Origin of the sequence: Flavobacterium cupriresistens (assembly GCF_020911925.1) — a bacterium.
Classification (GTDB): domain Bacteria; phylum Bacteroidota; class Bacteroidia; order Flavobacteriales; family Flavobacteriaceae; genus Flavobacterium; species Flavobacterium cupriresistens.
In genome coordinates, this window is record NZ_CP087134.1 from 494,264 (window position 1) to 513,248 (window position 18,985).

12 protein-coding genes, 2 tRNA genes and 3 rRNA genes are annotated in these 18,985 nt (G+C 36.8%); 7 read left to right on the plus strand and 10 right to left on the minus strand.

What is annotated here, in order from left to right; translation table 11 throughout:
- Positions 1-324 precede the first annotated feature (324 nt).
- On the minus strand, positions 325-1,473 hold the full coding sequence (locus LNP23_RS02410; protein WP_230003512.1) for a serine hydrolase domain-containing protein: 1,149 nt from the start codon (positions 1,471-1,473) through the stop codon (positions 325-327).
- A 461-nt stretch (positions 1,474-1,934) separates the two neighbouring features.
- On the opposite strand from LNP23_RS02410, the gene LNP23_RS02415 reads away from it, so the two are divergent.
- From LNP23_RS02415 to LNP23_RS02425, 3 genes are all read left to right on the plus strand, one after another.
- On the plus strand, positions 1,935-2,552 hold the full coding sequence (locus tag LNP23_RS02415; RefSeq protein WP_230003514.1) for a hypothetical protein: 618 nt from the start codon (positions 1,935-1,937) through the stop codon (positions 2,550-2,552).
- Between the two features lie 40 nt (positions 2,553-2,592).
- Positions 2,593-3,615 (plus strand): alpha/beta hydrolase family protein, encoded by a 1,023-nt coding sequence (locus tag LNP23_RS02420; protein WP_230003516.1) that lies wholly within the window; start codon positions 2,593-2,595, stop codon positions 3,613-3,615.
- A gap of 172 nt (positions 3,616-3,787) precedes the next feature.
- Positions 3,788-4,939, plus strand: coding sequence for a serine hydrolase domain-containing protein (locus LNP23_RS02425; protein ID WP_230003518.1), 1,152 nt, complete (start codon positions 3,788-3,790; stop codon positions 4,937-4,939).
- A gap of 656 nt (positions 4,940-5,595) precedes the next feature.
- Here LNP23_RS02425 and LNP23_RS02430 read toward each other — a convergent pair.
- Positions 5,596-6,852 (minus strand): S41 family peptidase, encoded by a 1,257-nt coding sequence (locus LNP23_RS02430; protein WP_230003520.1) that lies wholly within the window; start codon positions 6,850-6,852, stop codon positions 5,596-5,598.
- 214 nt (positions 6,853-7,066) lie between these two features.
- Here LNP23_RS02430 and LNP23_RS02435 point away from each other — a divergent pair, with 214 nt between their 5' ends.
- From LNP23_RS02435 to LNP23_RS02450, 4 genes are all read left to right on the plus strand, one after another.
- Positions 7,067-8,191, plus strand: coding sequence for a sensor histidine kinase (locus tag LNP23_RS02435; RefSeq protein ID WP_230003521.1), 1,125 nt, complete (start codon positions 7,067-7,069; stop codon positions 8,189-8,191).
- Positions 8,188-8,895: a LytR/AlgR family response regulator transcription factor gene (locus LNP23_RS02440; RefSeq protein ID WP_230003523.1), complete on the plus strand. Its 708-nt coding sequence runs from the start codon at positions 8,188-8,190 to the stop codon at positions 8,893-8,895. Before LNP23_RS02435 ends, LNP23_RS02440 begins: the two co-directional genes overlap by 4 nt.
- A 142-nt stretch (positions 8,896-9,037) precedes the next feature.
- The gene (locus LNP23_RS02445; protein WP_230003525.1) at positions 9,038-9,628 is read left to right on the plus strand and encodes a Zn-dependent protease; all 591 of its coding nucleotides are present in this window, start codon (positions 9,038-9,040) and stop codon (positions 9,626-9,628) included.
- A 129-nt stretch (positions 9,629-9,757) separates the two neighbouring features.
- Positions 9,758-10,156, plus strand: coding sequence for a VOC family protein (locus LNP23_RS02450; protein WP_230003527.1), 399 nt, complete (start codon positions 9,758-9,760; stop codon positions 10,154-10,156).
- Between the two features lie 22 nt (positions 10,157-10,178).
- Here the strand turns inward: LNP23_RS02450 and LNP23_RS02455 are convergent, their stop codons facing one another.
- The 8 genes from LNP23_RS02455 to LNP23_RS02490 all read right to left on the minus strand — a co-directional run bounded on the left by LNP23_RS02455 (position 10,179) and on the right by LNP23_RS02490 (position 18,371).
- Complete coding sequence (locus LNP23_RS02455) at positions 10,179-11,516, minus strand: hypothetical protein (protein WP_230003530.1); 1,338 nt, start codon at positions 11,514-11,516, stop codon at positions 10,179-10,181.
- 352 nt (positions 11,517-11,868) lie between these two features.
- A complete protein-coding gene (locus LNP23_RS02460; RefSeq protein ID WP_319624886.1) occupies positions 11,869-12,477 on the minus strand; it encodes an ISAon1 family transposase in 609 nt (202 codons plus the stop codon).
- A 94-nt stretch (positions 12,478-12,571) separates the two neighbouring features.
- Complete coding sequence (locus tag LNP23_RS02465; RefSeq protein ID WP_230003532.1) at positions 12,572-12,937, minus strand: ISAon1 family transposase N-terminal region protein; 366 nt, start codon at positions 12,935-12,937, stop codon at positions 12,572-12,574.
- A 179-nt stretch (positions 12,938-13,116) separates the two neighbouring features.
- A 5S ribosomal RNA gene (rrf, locus tag LNP23_RS02470) occupies positions 13,117-13,226 on the minus strand.
- Between the two features lie 167 nt (positions 13,227-13,393).
- Positions 13,394-16,272, minus strand: a 23S ribosomal RNA gene (locus LNP23_RS02475).
- Between the two features lie 147 nt (positions 16,273-16,419).
- Positions 16,420-16,493: transfer RNA gene (locus tag LNP23_RS02480), tRNA-Ala, on the minus strand.
- A gap of 166 nt (positions 16,494-16,659) precedes the next feature.
- A tRNA-Ile gene (locus LNP23_RS02485) sits at positions 16,660-16,733 on the minus strand.
- A 124-nt stretch (positions 16,734-16,857) separates the two neighbouring features.
- Positions 16,858-18,371 (minus strand): 16S ribosomal RNA (locus LNP23_RS02490).
- Together the 16S, 23S and 5S rRNA genes with 2 tRNA genes alongside form the textbook arrangement of a ribosomal RNA operon.
- Between the last annotated feature and the right edge of the window lie 614 nt (positions 18,372-18,985).

An 18,985-nucleotide genomic window follows, 5' to 3' on the forward strand; every position in this document is an offset into this window, starting at 1 on the left:
TAAGAGTTTTACGAAAGTTCCTCCTTTTACCTTGGAAATGTCTCTCGCAAAGCCGCGAAATCGCAAAGTTTTTTCTGTTTTTTCCAACCCCTGTTCTTCCATACCTTTGGCTCCAAGAATAAGACTCTCAAAGCGCAAAGACCAAAAAAACTTTGCGACTCTGCGGCTTTGCGAGATTATTTTTTTAATCTTTGCCCCTGGAAATGAACGAGATTTTTACTTTCCCACAATTTTTATACTTTTTCCAGAAACAACAAATGATTTGATTTTTTTCGGTTATTCAGGGCGACACTCAAATAATAAGCCCTGTATACCTCAAACCTTTTACTTAACTTTACTGAGAATTTCGAAAATTTTCCCAAAATCCTCTATAAGATTCGGTCTACATTTATTCATAATAGCACAGTTTACAAAAATGATTCGTCCAATCTTGTTTTCTAAATCAATTGAAACAAGCGTGGCAACCCCGGGATCAGCTCCGCCATGACTTACAATATTCTTCTGATCATACCCCCAAAAAACAGCTTGATTCACTGCTTCATCAAACGCTACAGGCAATGCTCCTTCATCAAATTGTTTCTGAAAAAGCAAATCATAGTATTCACTACTTAATATATCTGAATTATGCTCCAAGCCTTTCAACATTTCTATAACGTACAACGACAAGTCTTTTACCGTCGAACGCAAACTACCATCAGGATAAGTAACACAACAATATGTTTTTAGTGTCTTATCCGGATTAATAAAATCTTTAAAGTCATGATCGTCCTCCGGATATACCTCGTACAAAGCTGCATATTTTTTGGATTTCTTCTTATTGTAAAACCAATGTGTATTCTTAAGTTCCAAAGGTTGAAATAAATATTGCTGAGTAAATTCATCAAAAGAAAGTCCAGACTTGATTTCGATTAAATGTGCCATCAGCGCAGAGGTTATATTGGAGTAATTGTATTTTCCTCCTGCCTTAAAAACGTCAAAATTGTTCTTTGAATAGAATTTACCTGAAGTCGTTAAATAATCGTTAAGAAAAACTGCTAATGCTATATCCGGTATTTTATTAATTTGATAGGTTTTAGCATAAACCTCCTGCACATCTACAATACCGGAAGTATGTGTAAATAAGTGTTTTACTCTAATATTATCCTCCGGAAAATTCGGATTAATTACAGCATAAGGCAAAATTTCATTAATAGGAGTTTCCGGTGTAAAATAGCCTAATTCTATTGCTTTTACTACCGCAAAGCCAATAAAGGTTTTACTGACAGAAGCAATCGGCATAATTGTTTTCTTGGTAAAAGGCACTTTGTCTTTGACATTTGCCCAACCATAACCCTCAGAAAAATAAACAGTATCCTTTTTTATAATACCGACTGCAAAACCCGGCAAACTGGACTTTTTGTATATCTTCTTTAATTTAACATCTAATTCCTTTCTTGAAATTTTGGAAACTGATTCTTCTGTTTTTGAATTCATCTTTTTACTTGATTAGTTTAATAGCTTATTTAGAATTACAACTGAACCAAGATAATTATTGAACGTAAGCTATTTCTTAATATTTATGTTAATTAGGATAATTTTACCAGAATCTACTTTGATCCTACTTTCTGTTTTCCTTTCCTCAACTAAAGAAACATAGCTTCTTCATTTTTAAAACTCTACTTTTCGACCAAATAACTAAGTCATCGATAATTCCGTCATTTTGTGTTTTATACCAATAATGATTAGTAACCATAAAGTATGTCAACGGCAAAATTCTTTAAAAAACAAAAGACAAATCCGAAGTAAAAAAAATACTACTTTAGTCTTTCCTAAACACTAACAATCCAATCACCATCATTAATGCAACTTAAAAAGAGCATTACCGGTTTTGAAAAAAACTCTTAAGCCTTTAAAAGATTGAAACGAAAAACTAACTACAACGCAGACCTTATAAAATGAATCGAGCTTTATTGTTATTTCTATTTCTGGTTTCAATTACTGTACAAAGTCAAAAAACAGTAAACGGCTTGGAAGCTTCTGTCACTAAAGCACGCGAGATCATGCATGAAAAACAGATTACTGATTATGTAATATTGACCAATAGTCACTATGCTAACGTTACGACTTATTATGAAGATTCTGAAGGAAAGAGAGAAAAGGAAGAGACTTACTTGACCAATATGTTTGAGGCTTACCTCTTTTGGAAGGAAAATTCTAAGTGTTATCTACAACTAACAGATATGAATTTTACCTATCAGCCTTTGCTACTTGATCAATGCGGTTTCTTAAAACTGGATGCTAAAACTATCGATCAAATCTCAAAAGAAGAAGTGCTTCCGATTGTAATCCTAGAAAATGGAGCAAAGACCTATCTGGATATCCCAAATCATTTTCAGACCCAATTTTATTTTAGCAATGGAAATTCAAAGGAGTTTCCCGCTTTTTATTTGTCTGAACCCGAAAAGAGAAACTCAAATAACACTAAAAACAGCAAACTTCAGATCACTAAATTATACAAAACCTGCGAAAAAATAATACGCGACAATTCGGATCTACTGCATAGAAATAAATAAAAAAATTAACTAATCTAAAACAACCATAGAAAACGCTATTATGCAAAAACTACAAATCACATTAATTCTGTTTATTTTCACTCAATTAAATTTTGCACAAAAATTAGAGATCATAAACAATCAGGCTATTTTATTTTCTTTAAAGGAGAAAAAAGACACGATTAATTTTATTGTAATTGACACAAAATTGGAAGAGAAAAAACCAATCTTTTTATTCTGTCAGGGTTCTTTACCAATCCCTCTGTTTATTAAACCTGAAAAAGAAGAGATGTGGATGTACGGTGGCGGTATAACTAATTTTGACTTTGCTGAAATAAAAAAACACTACCATCTTATCGTAATTTCAATGCCGGAGACTCCGGTAATTGCTAACGAAAAAGACCTCAATTCCTCTTTTAGTTATGTTCCGGATCCAAGTGAGCCGCGAGCCCTCTCCCTCGCCTATGAACAAGCGGACTATTTAGAAAATTACGAAAGCAGAGCCAATAAAGTGATTCATTTTTTGCAGCAACAGAAATGGGTAGACCATTCAAAACTTATCGTTGCAGGGCATTCCCAAGGTTCTAAAGTGGCAACACTAATTGCCTTAAACAATAAAAAGGTTACCCACTTAGGTTTGTTCAGCACAAATCCATTTGGCAGAATTGACCAGCTCCTGCGAGAAGAAAGAAAAGCAGCCGAAAGTAAAGCAATCACCTGGGAAACAGCAGATAAAAACATGGAAGAAACCTACCAGATGTATCGGGATGCATACACACCGGATAGCGTGAAGGTAAAACCCTATTTGCTGGCTTGGAAATCTTTCTCAAGACCCTTGGTAAACGATTGGTTAAAAATAAAAATCCCTACTTATCTGGCTTACGGAACAAATGATACCACAGCTGATTTATGTGATTTGGTTCCTTTGTTTTACATTCAAAATTCAAAAAACAACTTAACCTATAAAAGATATTTAGGCTTAGACCATAATTTTTATGAAAGAAAAGAAAACGGACAACCCGATTACGATAAAGAACATTGGCCAGAGGTTATGACTAATTTTGTAAAATGGACTTTAAAATAAGTATCTAAAACCACTAATTATGAGCCGTTTGTAACTACTCGTACGTTTTCATTAAATACTCGTACCAATTTCACTAACAGAAATTGGTACGAGTATTTTCTTTCGGTCGTCTAACGAATATTTCTAAAGCATCTTTGCCTTCAGTTACTAACAACACAAAAATTTAGAAATCATGAAAAAAAGAAACCTCCTTATTTTTTTACTACTACCTTTATTCTGTTTAGCACAAACTTCATTGAAAATAAAAAACGAAAAAGAGACAACCTTTCCTCTAAAATCCCTGATTGATAGTACAGCAAATAAAATGGTCGAAAAACCACTCATTAATGCGGTATCAATCGGAATGGTATACCAAGGCCAAGAATTTATCGGACATTACGGTGAGCTAGAAAAAGGCAAATCAAATGCACCCACTAATCAAACTATTTATGAAATTGGCTCTTTGAGTAAAACCTTCACAGGAACATTAGTAGCAAAAGCGGTTTTAGATAAAAAAATAAACCTTGAAGATCCTGTTCAGAAATACTTAACAGAAGACTATCCAAATTTAAGTTTTAACGGTTCTCCTGTTCGCGTAAAGGATTTATTAACGCACACAAGTGGTTTACCCAATATGATCCCATTGGAATTGACCGCAATCATAAAAGATTTTGCCAATAAAGACACACCGAAAAAGATGAATGATATACTGGTAAACTATACTCAAAAAGATTTTTTGAGAGACTTACATACCATTAAAATTGACACGATTCCGGGATTTAACTTTTCTTATTCAAGTGCAGGAATTGAGCTTTTGGCTCTTATTCTTGAAAAAACATACAATAAAAAATTTGAGGTACTGTTAAAAGAATACTATTCTGAAAATGCTCAAATGAAACCTGTCCAACTCGTTCTGTCGAAAAAAGAAGAAAAAAACCTTGCCGTTGGTTACCATTGTGATTATCCTTCTATAACCCTTCCGAATCAGAAATTACCATGGGGTGCTGCTGCAAACGTAAAAATAACAGTTCCCGAAATGATAAAATACATTAAATACCAATTAAAAAACAATGCCGATGTAGCAGAATCTCACAGAGGATTGGTAAAAGTCAATGAAAAATTTAGCGCAGGCTACTGCTGGAGAGTGCTAAAAGACGAAAAAATGGGAGAAATCTACATGCATCACGGAGGAGTTCCACGATCACAATGTTTCATTTACATACTCCCAAAATACAATATGGGTGTATTTATTGTAACCAACCAAAGTGGCGAAAATACACCAAAAGACATGAAAGAAGTATTAAACACCATATTTGAAAAAATACAGAATAAGAATCTCCTATAGACAATGACTCGTAAGATTATCAAAAACTCCTTAATTTCTTGAGGAGTTTTTTTTACGCTTTTATTTTTCTGGATCAAGTCTAAAACCTGTAGAACAATAAAAATTGAATTTAAAAATTTAGTTTATCTAAAAACCACCTCTCGGCTTGTCCTTTCGACGAAGGAGAAATCACACAAGAAATTCCGCAAAGAAAAGTGCCAATCTTTGTCGAATATTGGATGCGATTTCTCCTTCGTCGAAAGGACAGAACTACAAGAAATTAAGAATGATAGTTCAGTAATTTAACTATTTACGTTTCGAAGAAATACTAAACTAGCATTCATTAACAGTATTAACGATAGAACCTATTTCAACCTAAATGCAAAAAAATAGAATACTAACAAGAACAGTCTAAGTGAATTTTTAAAAATGAATTTAATTCAAACAAGCGCTACTGTTGGATTAACAGACGAAATAGCTAGTGAAGCATTAGCATTACTAGAAAAAAAACACATTCATTTACATAATTCAAAAGTCTAAAAGTCAAGTTTCGGACTTTTTCATAAATTAAACACCAAAAACTCCTTAATTTCTTGAGGAGTTTTTTGGTTCTTTATCAAAAGTACTATTTCGTAGCACAATATCTAAACCCAATAAATAGAACTCTTTTTTCAGTTTTACTTAATAGCTTCTAATTTTTGAACCATTTCTTTTGCCGATTCTAAATTTGGGTTTAATTCCAGCGCTTTTTTATACGATTTTAACGCATTTTCTTTATCCTTATTTATAGAATACGCTTCGCCTAAGCTGTCCCAGGTATTTTCATTTGTTGGAAATAACTTTGTGTTTTCCTGAAATACAATTATAGCATCATCAAAAGATTTTTCGCTTAAAAGAGCATAACCAATTTTATTTAAAATACCATTTTTACTTCCTGCAACAGTTTTATTGACCGCATCGATGTAAGCATATACAAAAGCATCTTTTTCCATTGTTTTAATATCGGGTTGCACACCTTTCCCCTCCCAGTTCGTTTTTGTTACCGGGTGAATTGCTTTGATGTAGGGAACAGAAATCGTAAACCCATCACTTAAGTTAATTCTTTTGGCACGATTGGCACCGCCTTCTGTGATTTCACCAACAACAGTGGCTTTACCTAAATGTTTTAGCGTATAAGTAAAGGCCTCGGCAGCAGAAAATGTATGTACGCTTGTTAGAATATAAACCGGTTTGTTTACACTTCGTTTTCCTTTAACGGTTGCAAACGTATACAATTGCGTTTTGGTATTGGTCTTGCGTTCGTAGAAATCGCTCAATAAAACCGGAGTTTCGTCAAAAAAATAACTCGCTAACAATTGCATCATACTGGGAACACCACCGCCGTTATTTCTCAAATCAATAATAATCGCATTGGTATTACTTAAAAAATTCATTGTCGCAGTAGCCGTTTCTTCTGCGTATTTTATATCTGCAAACTGAAGTAAATTTAAATAACCAATATTTCCTTCGAGTATTTTGGCATCCTTAAAACCATAATTAGTTTCTGCCATTTTCTGGGCTATCATTTTTTCTCTTTTTTGTTGCTCTTCCTCTGTAATCTCCGGCTTATTCTGAGCACTACGCTGTGGTTCAAACCGAACCAGAAGATGCAAATCATTACTGACACTTTGCAAATCTCTTGTAACTACTTTAGAAAATTCAGCAGGACTTGTAATCTCCTTGTACTTGTTAGATTTTGAATTTTTATCCAATTCAATTATCATTTTTTTTGATAATTCTAAATCAACATAGGATTCCTTTATATTGGTTTTTATCCCTGATAGAATAGCATCTTTCTGTTTTGTGTTTAGCCCATTTTTAAGGTCTTGTGCAATGCTATTTTGCGTCATTGCAAATGATAGAATTAATAACACGATTTTAGAATAATTTTTCATAATACTTTTGTTTAATTGATATAATTTCCCGCAAACATAAGAGGGAACCAAAAGCTTATAAAACATTTTTCACCAACACATCAGTACTCGCCACATACAACTGTTTTATACACTTAAATCGGCTTGAAGTCGAAAAAAACACTGTTTATGCTGTTTTTTAATGTGTTCATGCAAATTGTACCAGAAAAAAAGCAATAATACTTACTTTTGAAACATGATAAAATTTCTAAAAAAATATAAAGCATTCCTTTATGGATTGTTAATTCATCGAATTATCGTTGTTGCTTTGTTGTATTTTAAACTTATCCATATTGAGAATTCAGAAGTATTGACAAACACATTGAGTTTCATTTTTAGTTGGTTGTTAATCTCACTGCCTATTTATTATTTTTCGTTTCTAAAACAAAATAGAACAACCTGTTTAAAGCTGTTCGCATTGCTTCTTCTTTTTTTCATTATCATAATCAATGACCTGAATTCCAAAATAGCCGATAACCCAATTACTTTTGTTGGATTCGTAATCATAGGGCTGAGTTTTTTTTCGATACTGGCGCCGCTATATTTTAAAAAACATGCCCTACTTACCATCGTATTCTATATTTTGGCTTTAGGTTATTTCTATTATATAAGAATTTATGCCGAGGACACAAGCAGCTACCTGCAACAAGAAAAAGAAATTAAAATTATCTTAACCATTCCCTTTTTTGTGTTGACTTTAAATTGGTTCTATCAGCAATGGAAATGGCTAAAAACCTTGGAATCAAAGAAATCTAAAGCCGAATTATCGCTATTAAAAAGCCAGATTAATCCACACTTCTTTTTCAATACTTTAAATAATTTATATGGTTTAGTTGTCGAAAAATCAGATGATGCGCCAGATGTTGTTTTAAAATTATCCGACATAATGCGCTATACCATTTATATGGGGAAGGAAGATTTTGTGCCACTACAGGACGAAATGGAATATTTAAAAAGTTATATTGATTTACATAAAATACGATATCAAAAAAAAGTTGACATTCAATTTAATTGTTTGCAAGAAAAAAAGGGTCAAGTTGCTCCATTACTGTTGATCATTCCTTTGGAAAATGCATTTAAACATGGTGTAGAAAGCTTAACAGAAAATGCCTATATTCATGTTGATTTAAAAATGACCAACGGTACTATTTATTTTGACATCGAAAATAATTTTGAAAGAATAGAATCTAATAAAAATAGGGGCATTGGATTAGAAAATTTAAAACAACGTTTAGAATTGTTGTATCCGTACAAACACAAAATGCAAATTGAAGTTAAAGGCACGATTTACAAACTATCTCTAATAATAAAAACGACATGATTCATTATTTAATTATAGATGACGAACCTATAGCGCATCGTATTATTGAAAACTTTTGCAACAATTTACCGCATTTGGAAAAAGTAGGGAATTGTTATAATACCTTTGAAGCCATGCCGTTTTTAAATCAAAATACGGTCGACTTACTCTTTTTGGATATAAACATGCCCAAATTATCCGGTTTTGATTTTTTGAAAACACTGGTTAATCCACCAAAAATAATAGTTACCACTGCTTACAAAGAATTTGCTCTAGAAGGTTACGAACTTAACATTTCTGATTATTTATTAAAGCCATTTAGCTTTGAACGTTTCGTAAAAGCTATTAATAAAACAATTAATACTATAGAAGACAAGAATACTAAATCCGCACTATCCGTACCCGAAACGAAGTCCGATACTGTATCCGGTTTTTTCATAAAAGGCAATAAAAAACATCACCAAATTCATTTTGAAGATATACTATTTATTGAAGCGTACGGACATTATTCTAAAATCTATCTAAAGGAAGAGATGATTATAAGTCCTCAAAAAATATCCACTCTGGAAGAACTTCTTGTCGGATTCAACTTTATTCGAACCCATAAATCTTTTATTGTTGCTAAAAACAAAATCAAACAAATTGAAGGAAACCGAATTTTAATTAATCAATACAAAATCCCCATTGGACAAACTTACAAGGCAACTATCAATACGTTTTTCTAAACAGGAATTACATCCTGCTTTAAATCAATTTGATTCAGAATAGTACGATTTCATCTATCTTACAACAATTAGCAACCCCACTTTTCAAAGCATTTCAAGTACATAAAATATCTAAAAAAAGCCACCACACAAAATGCAAACCATGAATAAAATAGTGTTATTATTTTGCTTTTTTTCTCTCCTTTCGTGTGAAAAGACAAAGACAGAAAAACATCCAAAAATTATTGTTTTACAGCCTTTAGGAAACTTCCAAGTAGGTTCGGCCAATGAGGTACTAGAAAAAATCAGAAAAATCAATCCAAACGTGGTACTTAGAAAATCGATAGACTTTCCTTCAGGTTCTTATTACCAGCCCAGAAACAGATTTCGTGCCGACAGTATTATTAAAAATTTAAAGACAAAAGTTGGCAAAGATTCCGTTATTGTCGGACTCTCACATAAAGACATCAGTACAACAAAAGACAACCATCAGGATTGGGGTGTTATGGGATTAGGTTATCATCCCGGAAGTGCTTGCGTTGTTTCCGATTTCAGATTATCGGATAAAAATAAAAAAGAACAATTCTATAAAGTAGTTTTGCACGAGTTAGGTCATACTGAAGGTTTACCACATTGTAAAACCAAAACTTGCCTCATGAGAGACGCCGAGGGAGGAAATCCAATCGATCAGGAAAAAGACTTTTGTAAAAACTGCCGTGCTTTTCTAAAAGCTAAAAACTGGGATTTGCGATAAAGCAACAATTTCAGTCAAAATAGTACCATTGAGGCTTATAAAAGCAAAACACCACTAAAACTTAGATACTACAACTCAAAACATTAAATTGCATAACTTTACTTTTCTAATTAATCTAAAACTTTAAAAATGGAAACTAAAATGATATGGGCAAATTTAGCCTCAGACAATTTAAAAGTAACATATGAGTTCTATATCAAACTAGGATTTGAATCAAACAATAAACATAGTTCCGATGAAAATGCAAGTTTCAACTTCGGCAAAAACAAATTCATCATTAATTTCTTCAAAAAATCAAAACTAGAAACGGATATAAATGGAGCAATCGGAAATTGGAAAACCCAAAGTGAAGTTATATTTTCGCTTTCTGCTAACACCAAAGAAGAAGTAGACCAATGGGCTGAAAAAGTTCGAAAAGCCGGCGGAACAATTTTCTCAGAACCACAAAACTACGAACAAGGTTATACCTTCTGCTTTTCAGATCCGGATGGTCATAAGTTTAATGTTTTATATTGGCCGGGCATGTAATACCAAATGCCATCCAGTTCTCTTAATCCCCTCCACAACCACCGCAAGAGCTTCCACAGGAACTTCCGCAAGAAGAACTGCATGATCCCGAACTACTCGAATTATTAGCCCAAGAAACATTCGAATCATAATTTGTTATAGGTACAAATGAGCTTGCCAGAATCACATTTCCATAAAGGAAATAATTCCACTCCCAACTAGTTTCATTTTTATTGCTTTCCCGCACTTCTGCTATAAAATACGAAGGTATAATTTTAGTAAACATTAAATTTAGTATCCTGTCTAAGTAGTAAGAAGTGATCACAACTATGGCAATAATTGCTAACAATAAAAAAACTACAGGTTTATCTCTCCAGATTCCCGCAATGAATCTACTAAAAAGAATACTTAATAATGATCCTAAAACAATCATCGATAAAATCATCACTGATATAAATTCTTTTGAGCTGCTAATTCTTTCCCTGATTCTATAGACACCTTTTCGTAATTGCTCAAAAATTGGCTTTTGCATGGCTGCTATACATAAAAACTTATAGGACATGGTATCATACTCTTTCATGATTTCGATAATACAATTCTCGTATGCATTATCAACAACATCTTCATCGATTAATTGTAATTTACCATTCGTTAAAATTATAACTTTTTTATTCTTTATTAAATTGTTTACCACACCATGAACTACAACTTCCAATTTGTTTTCTTTAAAAAAGACCAACTCAAAAGCAGTGAGGTTTCTTAAAATTGAATTTGATTTAATATTCTCGTACAACGAAATTAAGCTCCTTCTGATATAAAATTCCAAAAAGAGAATAATCAATCCGAAAGACAAAATATAAAATAGTAAAAAATCGGGGTTCTGGATTTGTATTAAAACTGGAAAAATAATCCAGCAAATTGGGAAAGCAAGAAATATAGAATACCACAAAAACATTTTCCTGAGCTTCGAAATCTCATATTTGCTTTTGTCGAAGTTTAAAGAATCTAATTCATTTTCATAATACCAAATCTCCCTAGGCTGGGTTCCAAAAAGATTTTCATACAATTTTTTAGTTCTCTCTTTTGCGATTTTAAATTTTTCAAAATCAATTCGGTTATGAGTAGACGGAATATGTTCAATCCTTTTATCAAGCAATTTACACAAATCCGAATAAGAATTAGTAAAAATCAAGTGTTGATGCCAAACAATATCCACAATTTCCGAAGGTGAAACCATTTCATTATTGGTTGCCGCCAGGAACATAAACTTTTTGTACTCCAGTATAGCACTCTGTGTAAAATATAACGTCCAATGATTCTCAAGCGCTAATCGTGTCGAAAACCCATATTGACCAGTTGGATGATCAAAGTCAAATTCCAAAACTTTCTCCCAAAGTATGGATCAAGACATATTGTTGTGGAGGAACAAATATCTTGTAGTTCTGTAATTTCTAATCAAGTTAAAAAGTTGTGAAATAATTTTTAGAAATTTCTTTTGTTAGAAGTAGCAGATCATATACTTTTTGGCCAGAGCTTTTTAAGTACCTAATTTTCTAACTTCTCGCTTTGACGATCTCGCAAAGACGCCAAGCCGCTAAGTTTTTTCCCGTTTTTAAGCTCCACCTTTCTGTTTTCTACTTTCTCGCTTTGGATTTCTAAAAATAGTATAGAGTCTCAAACTTTTTTTCTGTTTTTTCATTAAAACTTTGCGATTTTGCGACTCTGCGAGATTTTTACTTCCCCACAACTTTCGGACTTGATCCACTATATCCTTTTTGAATATGAGGATATAATTCAAATAGTAATACAGCACGTTCTGTTTGATTTTGAGTCCATTTCGATTTGGTTTTGTACAAGAAATAGCGGCTTCTGGCTAGTAATTGTTTAAGGGTATCTCCATTTGAAAGTATTGTAGCTTCGAAATTTACTTTTAACTTTTTGGCTTTTTCAATAGCATCATTTTCCTGATCGATGGCTTCCCAACGATGTTTAATCCTGATTTCTTGTAAAGCTTCTGACGCTAATTTTTGAACGTGGAATCGGTCTGTAACGCGAGTAGCATTAGGAAAACATCTTTTAGCAATTAATCCCATATTACCAGCCATATCCAGAGTGATTTCCTTGACTACATTTCGCTGTTTAAGAGCGATTTTTTCAATAACACCAATAACTGTTTCTGCTTTAGTTCCTGCAATCATTGCTATTATCGTGCCTTTTCTACCTTTACCGGATTTGTTGGTTAAAATAGTATAGAGCTCACCATTGGAGAGAGAGGTTTCATCTATGGATAAACGCTTTCCAATATTTTGTGGAAAGAGAAGCCACTTTTTAGCGTGTGATATTTGATCCCAAACTTTGAAATCACTTAAGAAATCTTTTTATTGACATTGCAAGTTTCTACCCGAAACCCCATAAAAAGAAGCAATGGTATTACAATCATTTGGACTGGAATCTATTGATCTCTTTTAAAAAAGACGCAAACTCCTGTGTTACACGAGTTCCGTCTGCTACTAAATTCCAATCTCTGAAAACGATCTTTCCACTATCTTCATTTAGCCATCTTCTGCGGGTTATATGAAGATATACTTGATGTCCACGGATAGGGAAATCCTGCACTGTTATCTCTTCGAAGAATCCTTTTGAACTTAATTTTGACTCTCTGTATTCTTTTGGTGTCGAATTAATCTCTTTTAAATACAAGTGAAGTATTTCATCTCCCTTTTTATAAGAAGTAAGTTCAAAATAGTCTACTATTATCTCAGGCAATAACAACTTAAGAATGTCGATAAAAGAATCTTGCATTTATATATAATTTCAAAATACAAATATCTAATTTTTAATATTTCCCCACAACAATATGTCTTGATCCCGTAAAGGATCGCAAAGTAATTCTAAACTGAACTTACATCACTTATATGGTTTAAAAAAGAAAAAGTATATAAAACAAAAAACCCTATCCGATTTGGATAGGGTTCTTAAAAGAAAGGCGACGACATACTCTCCCACATAACTGCAGTACCATCTGCGCAGGCGGGCTTAACTACTCTGTTCGGGATGGGAAGAGGTGAGCCCCGCCGCAATAACCACCTTAAGGTCGTTGTTACTTGAGGTAACGTACAATTAATTAAAAATTTATAATTAATAATTAAATAATTGCAACAATATCTTAACATACTGAGATAAAGAATATAAAAAAGTCCTTGACATGAGTCGAAGGGAGAAAGTTTCTTCCCCACACCAAAGTGTGGGGAAAAGGGTGTACATAAGCTTACGGATTATTAGTACTACTCGACTATGACATTACTGCCTTTACATCTATAGCCTATCAACGTGGTCATCTTCCACGATCCTTAAAAGAAATCTCATCTTGTGGTGGGTTTCGCGCTTATATGCTTTCAGCGCTTATCCCTTCCAAACGTAGCTACTCTGCGGTGCCCCTGGCGGGACAACAGATACACTAGAGGTTTGTCCAATTCGGTCCTCTCGTACTAGAATCAGATCCACTCAAATTTCTAACGCCCACAGTAGATAGAGACCGAACTGTCTCACGACGTTCTGAACCCAGCTCGCGTGCCACTTTAATGGGCGAACAGCCCAACCCTTGGGACCTTCTCCAGCCCCAGGATGTGACGAGCCGACATCGAGGTGCCAAACCCCCCCGTCGATATGAGCTCTTGGGGGAGATCAGCCTGTTATCCCCGGCGTACCTTTTATCCTTTGAGCGATGGCCCTTCCATGCGGAACCACCGGATCACTATGCTCTACTTTCGTACCTGATCGACCTGTATGTCTCTCAGTCAAGCTCCCTTATGCCATTGCACTCTACGCACGGTTACCAAGCGTACTGAGGGAACCTTTAGAAGCCTCCGTTACTCTTTTGGAGGCGACCACCCCAGTCAAACTACCCACCAAGCAATGTCCCCCACAACGCGGGGTTAGGCCTCAGATAAACAAAGGGTTGTATTTCAACAATGACTCCACAACGCCTAGCGACGCCACTTCACAGTCTCCAACCTATCCTACACATCATTTATCCAAGGTCAATACTAAGCTATAGTAAAGGTGCACAGGGTCTTTTCGTCCCACTGCGGGTAAACGGCATCTTCACCGTTACTACAATTTCACCGAGCTCATGGCTGAGACAGTGTCCAGATCGTTACACCATTCGTGCAGGTCGGAACTTACCCGACAAGGAATTTCGCTACCTTAGGACCGTTATAGTTACGGCCGCCGTTTACTGGGGCTTCAATTCAATGCTTCTCCGAAGATAACATCTCCTCTTAACCTTCCAGCACCGGGCAGGTGTCAGGCCCTATACTTCATCTTACGATTTTGCAGAGCCCTGTGTTTTTGATAAACAGTCGCCTGGACCTCTTCACTGCGGCCAGCTTGCGCTGGCGACCTTTCTCCCGAAGTTACAGGTCTATTTTGCCTAATTCCTTAGCCATGAATCTCTCGAGCACCTTAGGATTCTCTCCTCAACTACCTGTGTCGGTTTACGGTACTGGTACTAATTACCTGAAGTTTAGAGGTTTTTCTTGGAAGCCCTTAGGCGCACTATCTCTTTGTCCGAAGACTCCGAGTACTATCGTATTTCCCCAAGCCGCGTGGATTTGCCTGCGCAGCTTATAGGTAGGTACTTCAACGAACTATTCCGTCAGTTCGCGGCGCTTTCATCACTCCGTCACCCCATCACAGTAATTAGTAGTACGGGAATATTAACCCGTTAGCCATCGACTGTCCCTTTCGGGTTCGCCTTAGGACCAGACTAACCCACAGCTGATTAGCATAGCTGTGGAAACCTTAGTTTTTCGGTGTGCGGGTTTCTCGCCCGCATTATCGTTACTTATGCCTACATTTTCTTTTCTAACCAGTCCAGCATACCTTACGATACACCTTCAACCCTGTTAGAATGCTCCCCTACCACTTACAGTAAACTGTAAATCCATAGCTTCGGTAATATGCTTATGCCCGATTATTATCCATGCTCGTCCGCTCGACTAGTGAGCTGTTACGCACTCTTTAAATGAATGGCTGCTTCCAAGCCAACATCCTAGCTGTCTGGGCAGACAAACCTCGTTCTTTCAACTTAGCATATATTTGGGGACCTTAGCTGATGGTCTGGGTTCTTTCCCTCTCGGACTTGGACCTTAGCACCCAAGCCCTCACTGTTATCAATCATTATATAGCATTCGGAGTTTGTCAGGAATTGGTAGGCGGTGAAGCCCCCGCATCCAATCAGTAGCTCTACCTCTATATAACTAAAATAACGCTGCACCTAAATGCATTTCGGGGAGTACGAGCTATTTCCGAGTTTGATTGGCCTTTCACCCCTACCCACAGGTCATCCGAAGACTTTTCAACGTCAACCGGTTCGGACCTCCACACTGTGTTACCAGCGCTTCATCCTGCCCATGGGTAGATCACACGGTTTCGCGTCTAACACTACTGACTAAAGCGCCCTATTCAGACTCGCTTTCGCTACGGATCCGTGGCTTAACCACTTATCCTTGCCAGCAACGTTAACTCGTAGGCTCATTATGCAAAAGGCACGCCGTCACCCCACGAAAGGGCTCCGACCGCTTGTAAGCGTATGGTTTCAGGATCTATTTCACTCCGTTATTCACGGTTCTTTTCACCTTTCCCTCACGGTACTGGTTCACTATCGGTCTCTCAGGAGTATTTAGCCTTAGCGGATGGTCCCGCCAAATTCAGACAGGGTTTCACGTGCCCCGCCCTACTCAGGATACCACTATCTATTACACTTGTTACCTATACGAGGCTATCACTCTCTATGGCATAACTTTCCAGTCACTTCTAGTTCCTTGTGCATAAAATGTCGTGGTCCTACAACCCCAATCTTGCCGTAACAACATTGGTTTGGGCTAATCCGCGTTCGCTCGCCACTACTTACGGAATCACTTTTGTTTTCTTCTCCTCCGCCTACTTAGATGTTTCAGTTCAGCGGGTTTGCCCACCTATCGGTGTACTATGTCTTCAACATAGTGGGTTGCCCCATTCAGGTATCTACGGATCAATCGGTGTGTGCCCGTCCCCGTAGCTTTTCGCAGCTTATCACGCCTTTCATCGCCTCTGAGAGCCAAGGCATCCCCCATACGCCCTTATTTTGCTTATTGTACCAATCATAAAATCAATTATGACCGTTTTTTTTTGTCTTTTATTATCCGTATTACTACCAATAACAAAAAACGCTTTCTACTTTTTATTATTTCTTATCTCAATATGTCAATGAACTTTTATTTACTACTTTTATAGTAAATCAGTGGAGAATAACGGAGTCGAACCGTTGACCTCCTGCGTGCAAGGCAGGCGCTCTAGCCAGCTGAGCTAATCCCCCATTTTGCAATCTTAGATTGTAGAATTCAGATTTTAGATTTCTTAATTCTTCTCTAATTTCTTTGGTGAATTCCAACTTCTAGAATTTCCTTTTTTTAAGCTTTTCAGTCTTTTTAAGTTACTTTTAATTATAAATTTTTGATTTTTAATTAATTCTCTTTAAAAAGTAGTCCCGGGCAGACTCGAACTGCCGACCCCTACATTATCAGTGTAGTACTCTAACCAGCTGAGCTACGAGACTCTGTTTTACTTAAATTTATTATTTGAACTAACAGCAAGAGTAATAAAATTTCATGATTCAGAAACATTTAGATCTGCATCTTTTTTCCTAACCGTGCAATTGCTTGCTAACACTTAGGCTCTAGAAAGGAGGTGTTCCAGCCGCACCTTCCGGTACGGCTACCTTGTTACGACTTAGCCCTAGTTACCAGTTTTACCCTAGGCAGCTCCTTGCGGTCACCGACTTCAGGCACCCCCAGCTTCCATGGCTTGACGGGCGGTGTGTACAAGGCCCGGGAACGTATTCACCGGATCATGGCTGATATCCGATTACTAGCGATTCCAGCTTCACGGAGTCGAGTTGCAGACTCCGATCCGAACTGTGACCGGTTTTGTAGATTCGCTCCTGGTCGCCCAGTGGCTGCTCTCTGTACCGGCCATTGTAGCACGTGTGTAGCCCAAGGCGTAAGGGCCGTGATGATTTGACGTCATCCCCACCTTCCTCACAGTTTGCACTGGCAGTCTTGTTAGAGTTCCCGACATGACTCGCTGGCAACTAACAACAGGGGTTGCGCTCGTTATAGGACTTAACCTGACACCTCACGGCACGAGCTGACGACAACCATGCAGCACCTTGTAAATTGTCTTGCGAAAAGTCTGTTTCCAAACCGGTCAATCTACATTTAAGCCTTGGTAAGGTTCCTCGCGTATCATCGAATTAAACCACATGCTCCACCGCTTGTGCGGGCCCCCGTCAATTCCTTTGAGTTTCATTCTTGCGAACGTACTCCCCAGGTGGGATACTTATCACTTTCGCTTAGCCACTGAACTTGCGCCCAACAGCTAGTATCCATCGTTTACGGCGTGGACTACCAGGGTATCTAATCCTGTTCGCTACCCACGCTTTCGTCCATCAGCGTCAATATATTAGTAGTAACCTGCCTTCGCAATTGGTATTCCATGTAATCTCTAAGCATTTCACCGCTACACTACATATTCTAGTTACTTCCTAATAATTCAAGTCTAGCAGTATCAATGGCCGTTCCACCGTTGAGCGATGGGCTTTCACCACTGACTTACCAAACCGCCTACGGACCCTTTAAACCCAATGATTCCGGATAACGCTTGGATCCTCCGTATTACCGCGGCTGCTGGCACGGAGTTAGCCGATCCTTATTCTTACAGTACCGTCAAGCTGGTTCACGAACCAGTGTTTCTTCCTGTACAAAAGCAGTTTACAATCCATAGGACCGTCATCCTGCACGCGGCATGGCTGGATCAGGCTTGCGCCCATTGTCCAATATTCCTCACTGCTGCCTCCCGTAGGAGTCTGGTCCGTGTCTCAGTACCAGTGTGGGGGATCTCCCTCTCAGGACCCCTACCCATCGTAGCCTTGGTAAGCCGTTACCTTACCAACTAGCTAATGGGACGCATGCTCATCTTTTACCGTTGTGACTTTAATAATTAAATGATGCCATTCAATTATACTATGAGGTATTAATCCAAATTTCTCTGGGCTATCCCTCTGTAAAAGGTAGATTGCATACGCGTTACGCACCCGTGCGCCGGTCTCAAGCTCCGAAGAACTCTACCCCTCGACTTGCATGTGTTAAGCCTGCCGCTAGCGTTCATCCTGAGCCAGGATCAAACTCTTCATCGTATATTTTTTATATTATATTGCGATGCGTTCTCTAGTGTTTCTTTTCGAATCTCTCGATTCCATTACTCTTATTCTTTTGTTTTAACATCTCTGTTAAAACGGCTGTCAATTCAATATGTCTACGAACGTGTCTTTCTGTGTTTCGCTTGTTTCTCAAAGCGGCTGCAAAACTACATCTTTATTTTTAACTGGCAAGAATTTTTTGAAGTTTTTTTTTAGAAACTTTTCGTTTCCAATTTTCTTCTTTTCTTAACCAATCTCTCAATGAACTTGCGTGTTTTGCGGGGTGCAAAGGTAAGCAGCGTTTTCAAATCTCACAAGCTTTTTTGAATCTTTTTTTTATTTTGTTCTCTCAAACTTTTCTAAAAAATTAATCCTCTTTTCTTGTCAGTCTATCAGGGAACGTCTGCGTCGTTGCGGGTGCAAAAGTAGTCCCTTTATTCGCTTTTACAAGCTTTTTACTTCCCTTTTTTTGCCTTTTTTTGAATCTTTTTCTTAACTTACTGGTAATGGTGTTTTTACAAAACTTAGGCTTTTGTAATTTTTAGGAGTTTTCTTTCATATTGTGGTTTTGTCTTGTTGTTGTTCTTTTGGAAGGGCTGATTTTGCTGGGC

What these genes read in the sequence shown, in the direction of transcription:
- LNP23_RS02430 (WP_230003520.1), bottom strand. Translation starts at nt 6,852, where the DNA reads ATGAAAAATTATTCTAAAATCGTGTTATTAATTCTATCATTTGCAATG.
- LNP23_RS02425 (WP_230003518.1), top strand. Translation starts at nt 3,788, where the DNA reads ATGAAAAAAAGAAACCTCCTTATTTTTTTACTACTACCTTTATTCTGT.
- LNP23_RS02415 (WP_230003514.1), top strand. Translation starts at nt 1,935, where the DNA reads ATGAATCGAGCTTTATTGTTATTTCTATTTCTGGTTTCAATTACTGTA.
- LNP23_RS02435 (WP_230003521.1), top strand. Translation starts at nt 7,067, where the DNA reads ATGATAAAATTTCTAAAAAAATATAAAGCATTCCTTTATGGATTGTTA.
- LNP23_RS02410 (WP_230003512.1), bottom strand. Translation starts at nt 1,473, where the DNA reads ATGAATTCAAAAACAGAAGAATCAGTTTCCAAAATTTCAAGAAAGGAA.
- LNP23_RS02445 (WP_230003525.1), top strand. Translation starts at nt 9,038, where the DNA reads ATGAATAAAATAGTGTTATTATTTTGCTTTTTTTCTCTCCTTTCGTGT.
- LNP23_RS02440 (WP_230003523.1), top strand. Translation starts at nt 8,188, where the DNA reads ATGATTCATTATTTAATTATAGATGACGAACCTATAGCGCATCGTATT.
- LNP23_RS02465 (WP_230003532.1), bottom strand. Translation starts at nt 12,937, where the DNA reads ATGCAAGATTCTTTTATCGACATTCTTAAGTTGTTATTGCCTGAGATA.
- LNP23_RS02420 (WP_230003516.1), top strand. Translation starts at nt 2,593, where the DNA reads ATGCAAAAACTACAAATCACATTAATTCTGTTTATTTTCACTCAATTA.
- LNP23_RS02450 (WP_230003527.1), top strand. Translation starts at nt 9,758, where the DNA reads ATGGAAACTAAAATGATATGGGCAAATTTAGCCTCAGACAATTTAAAA.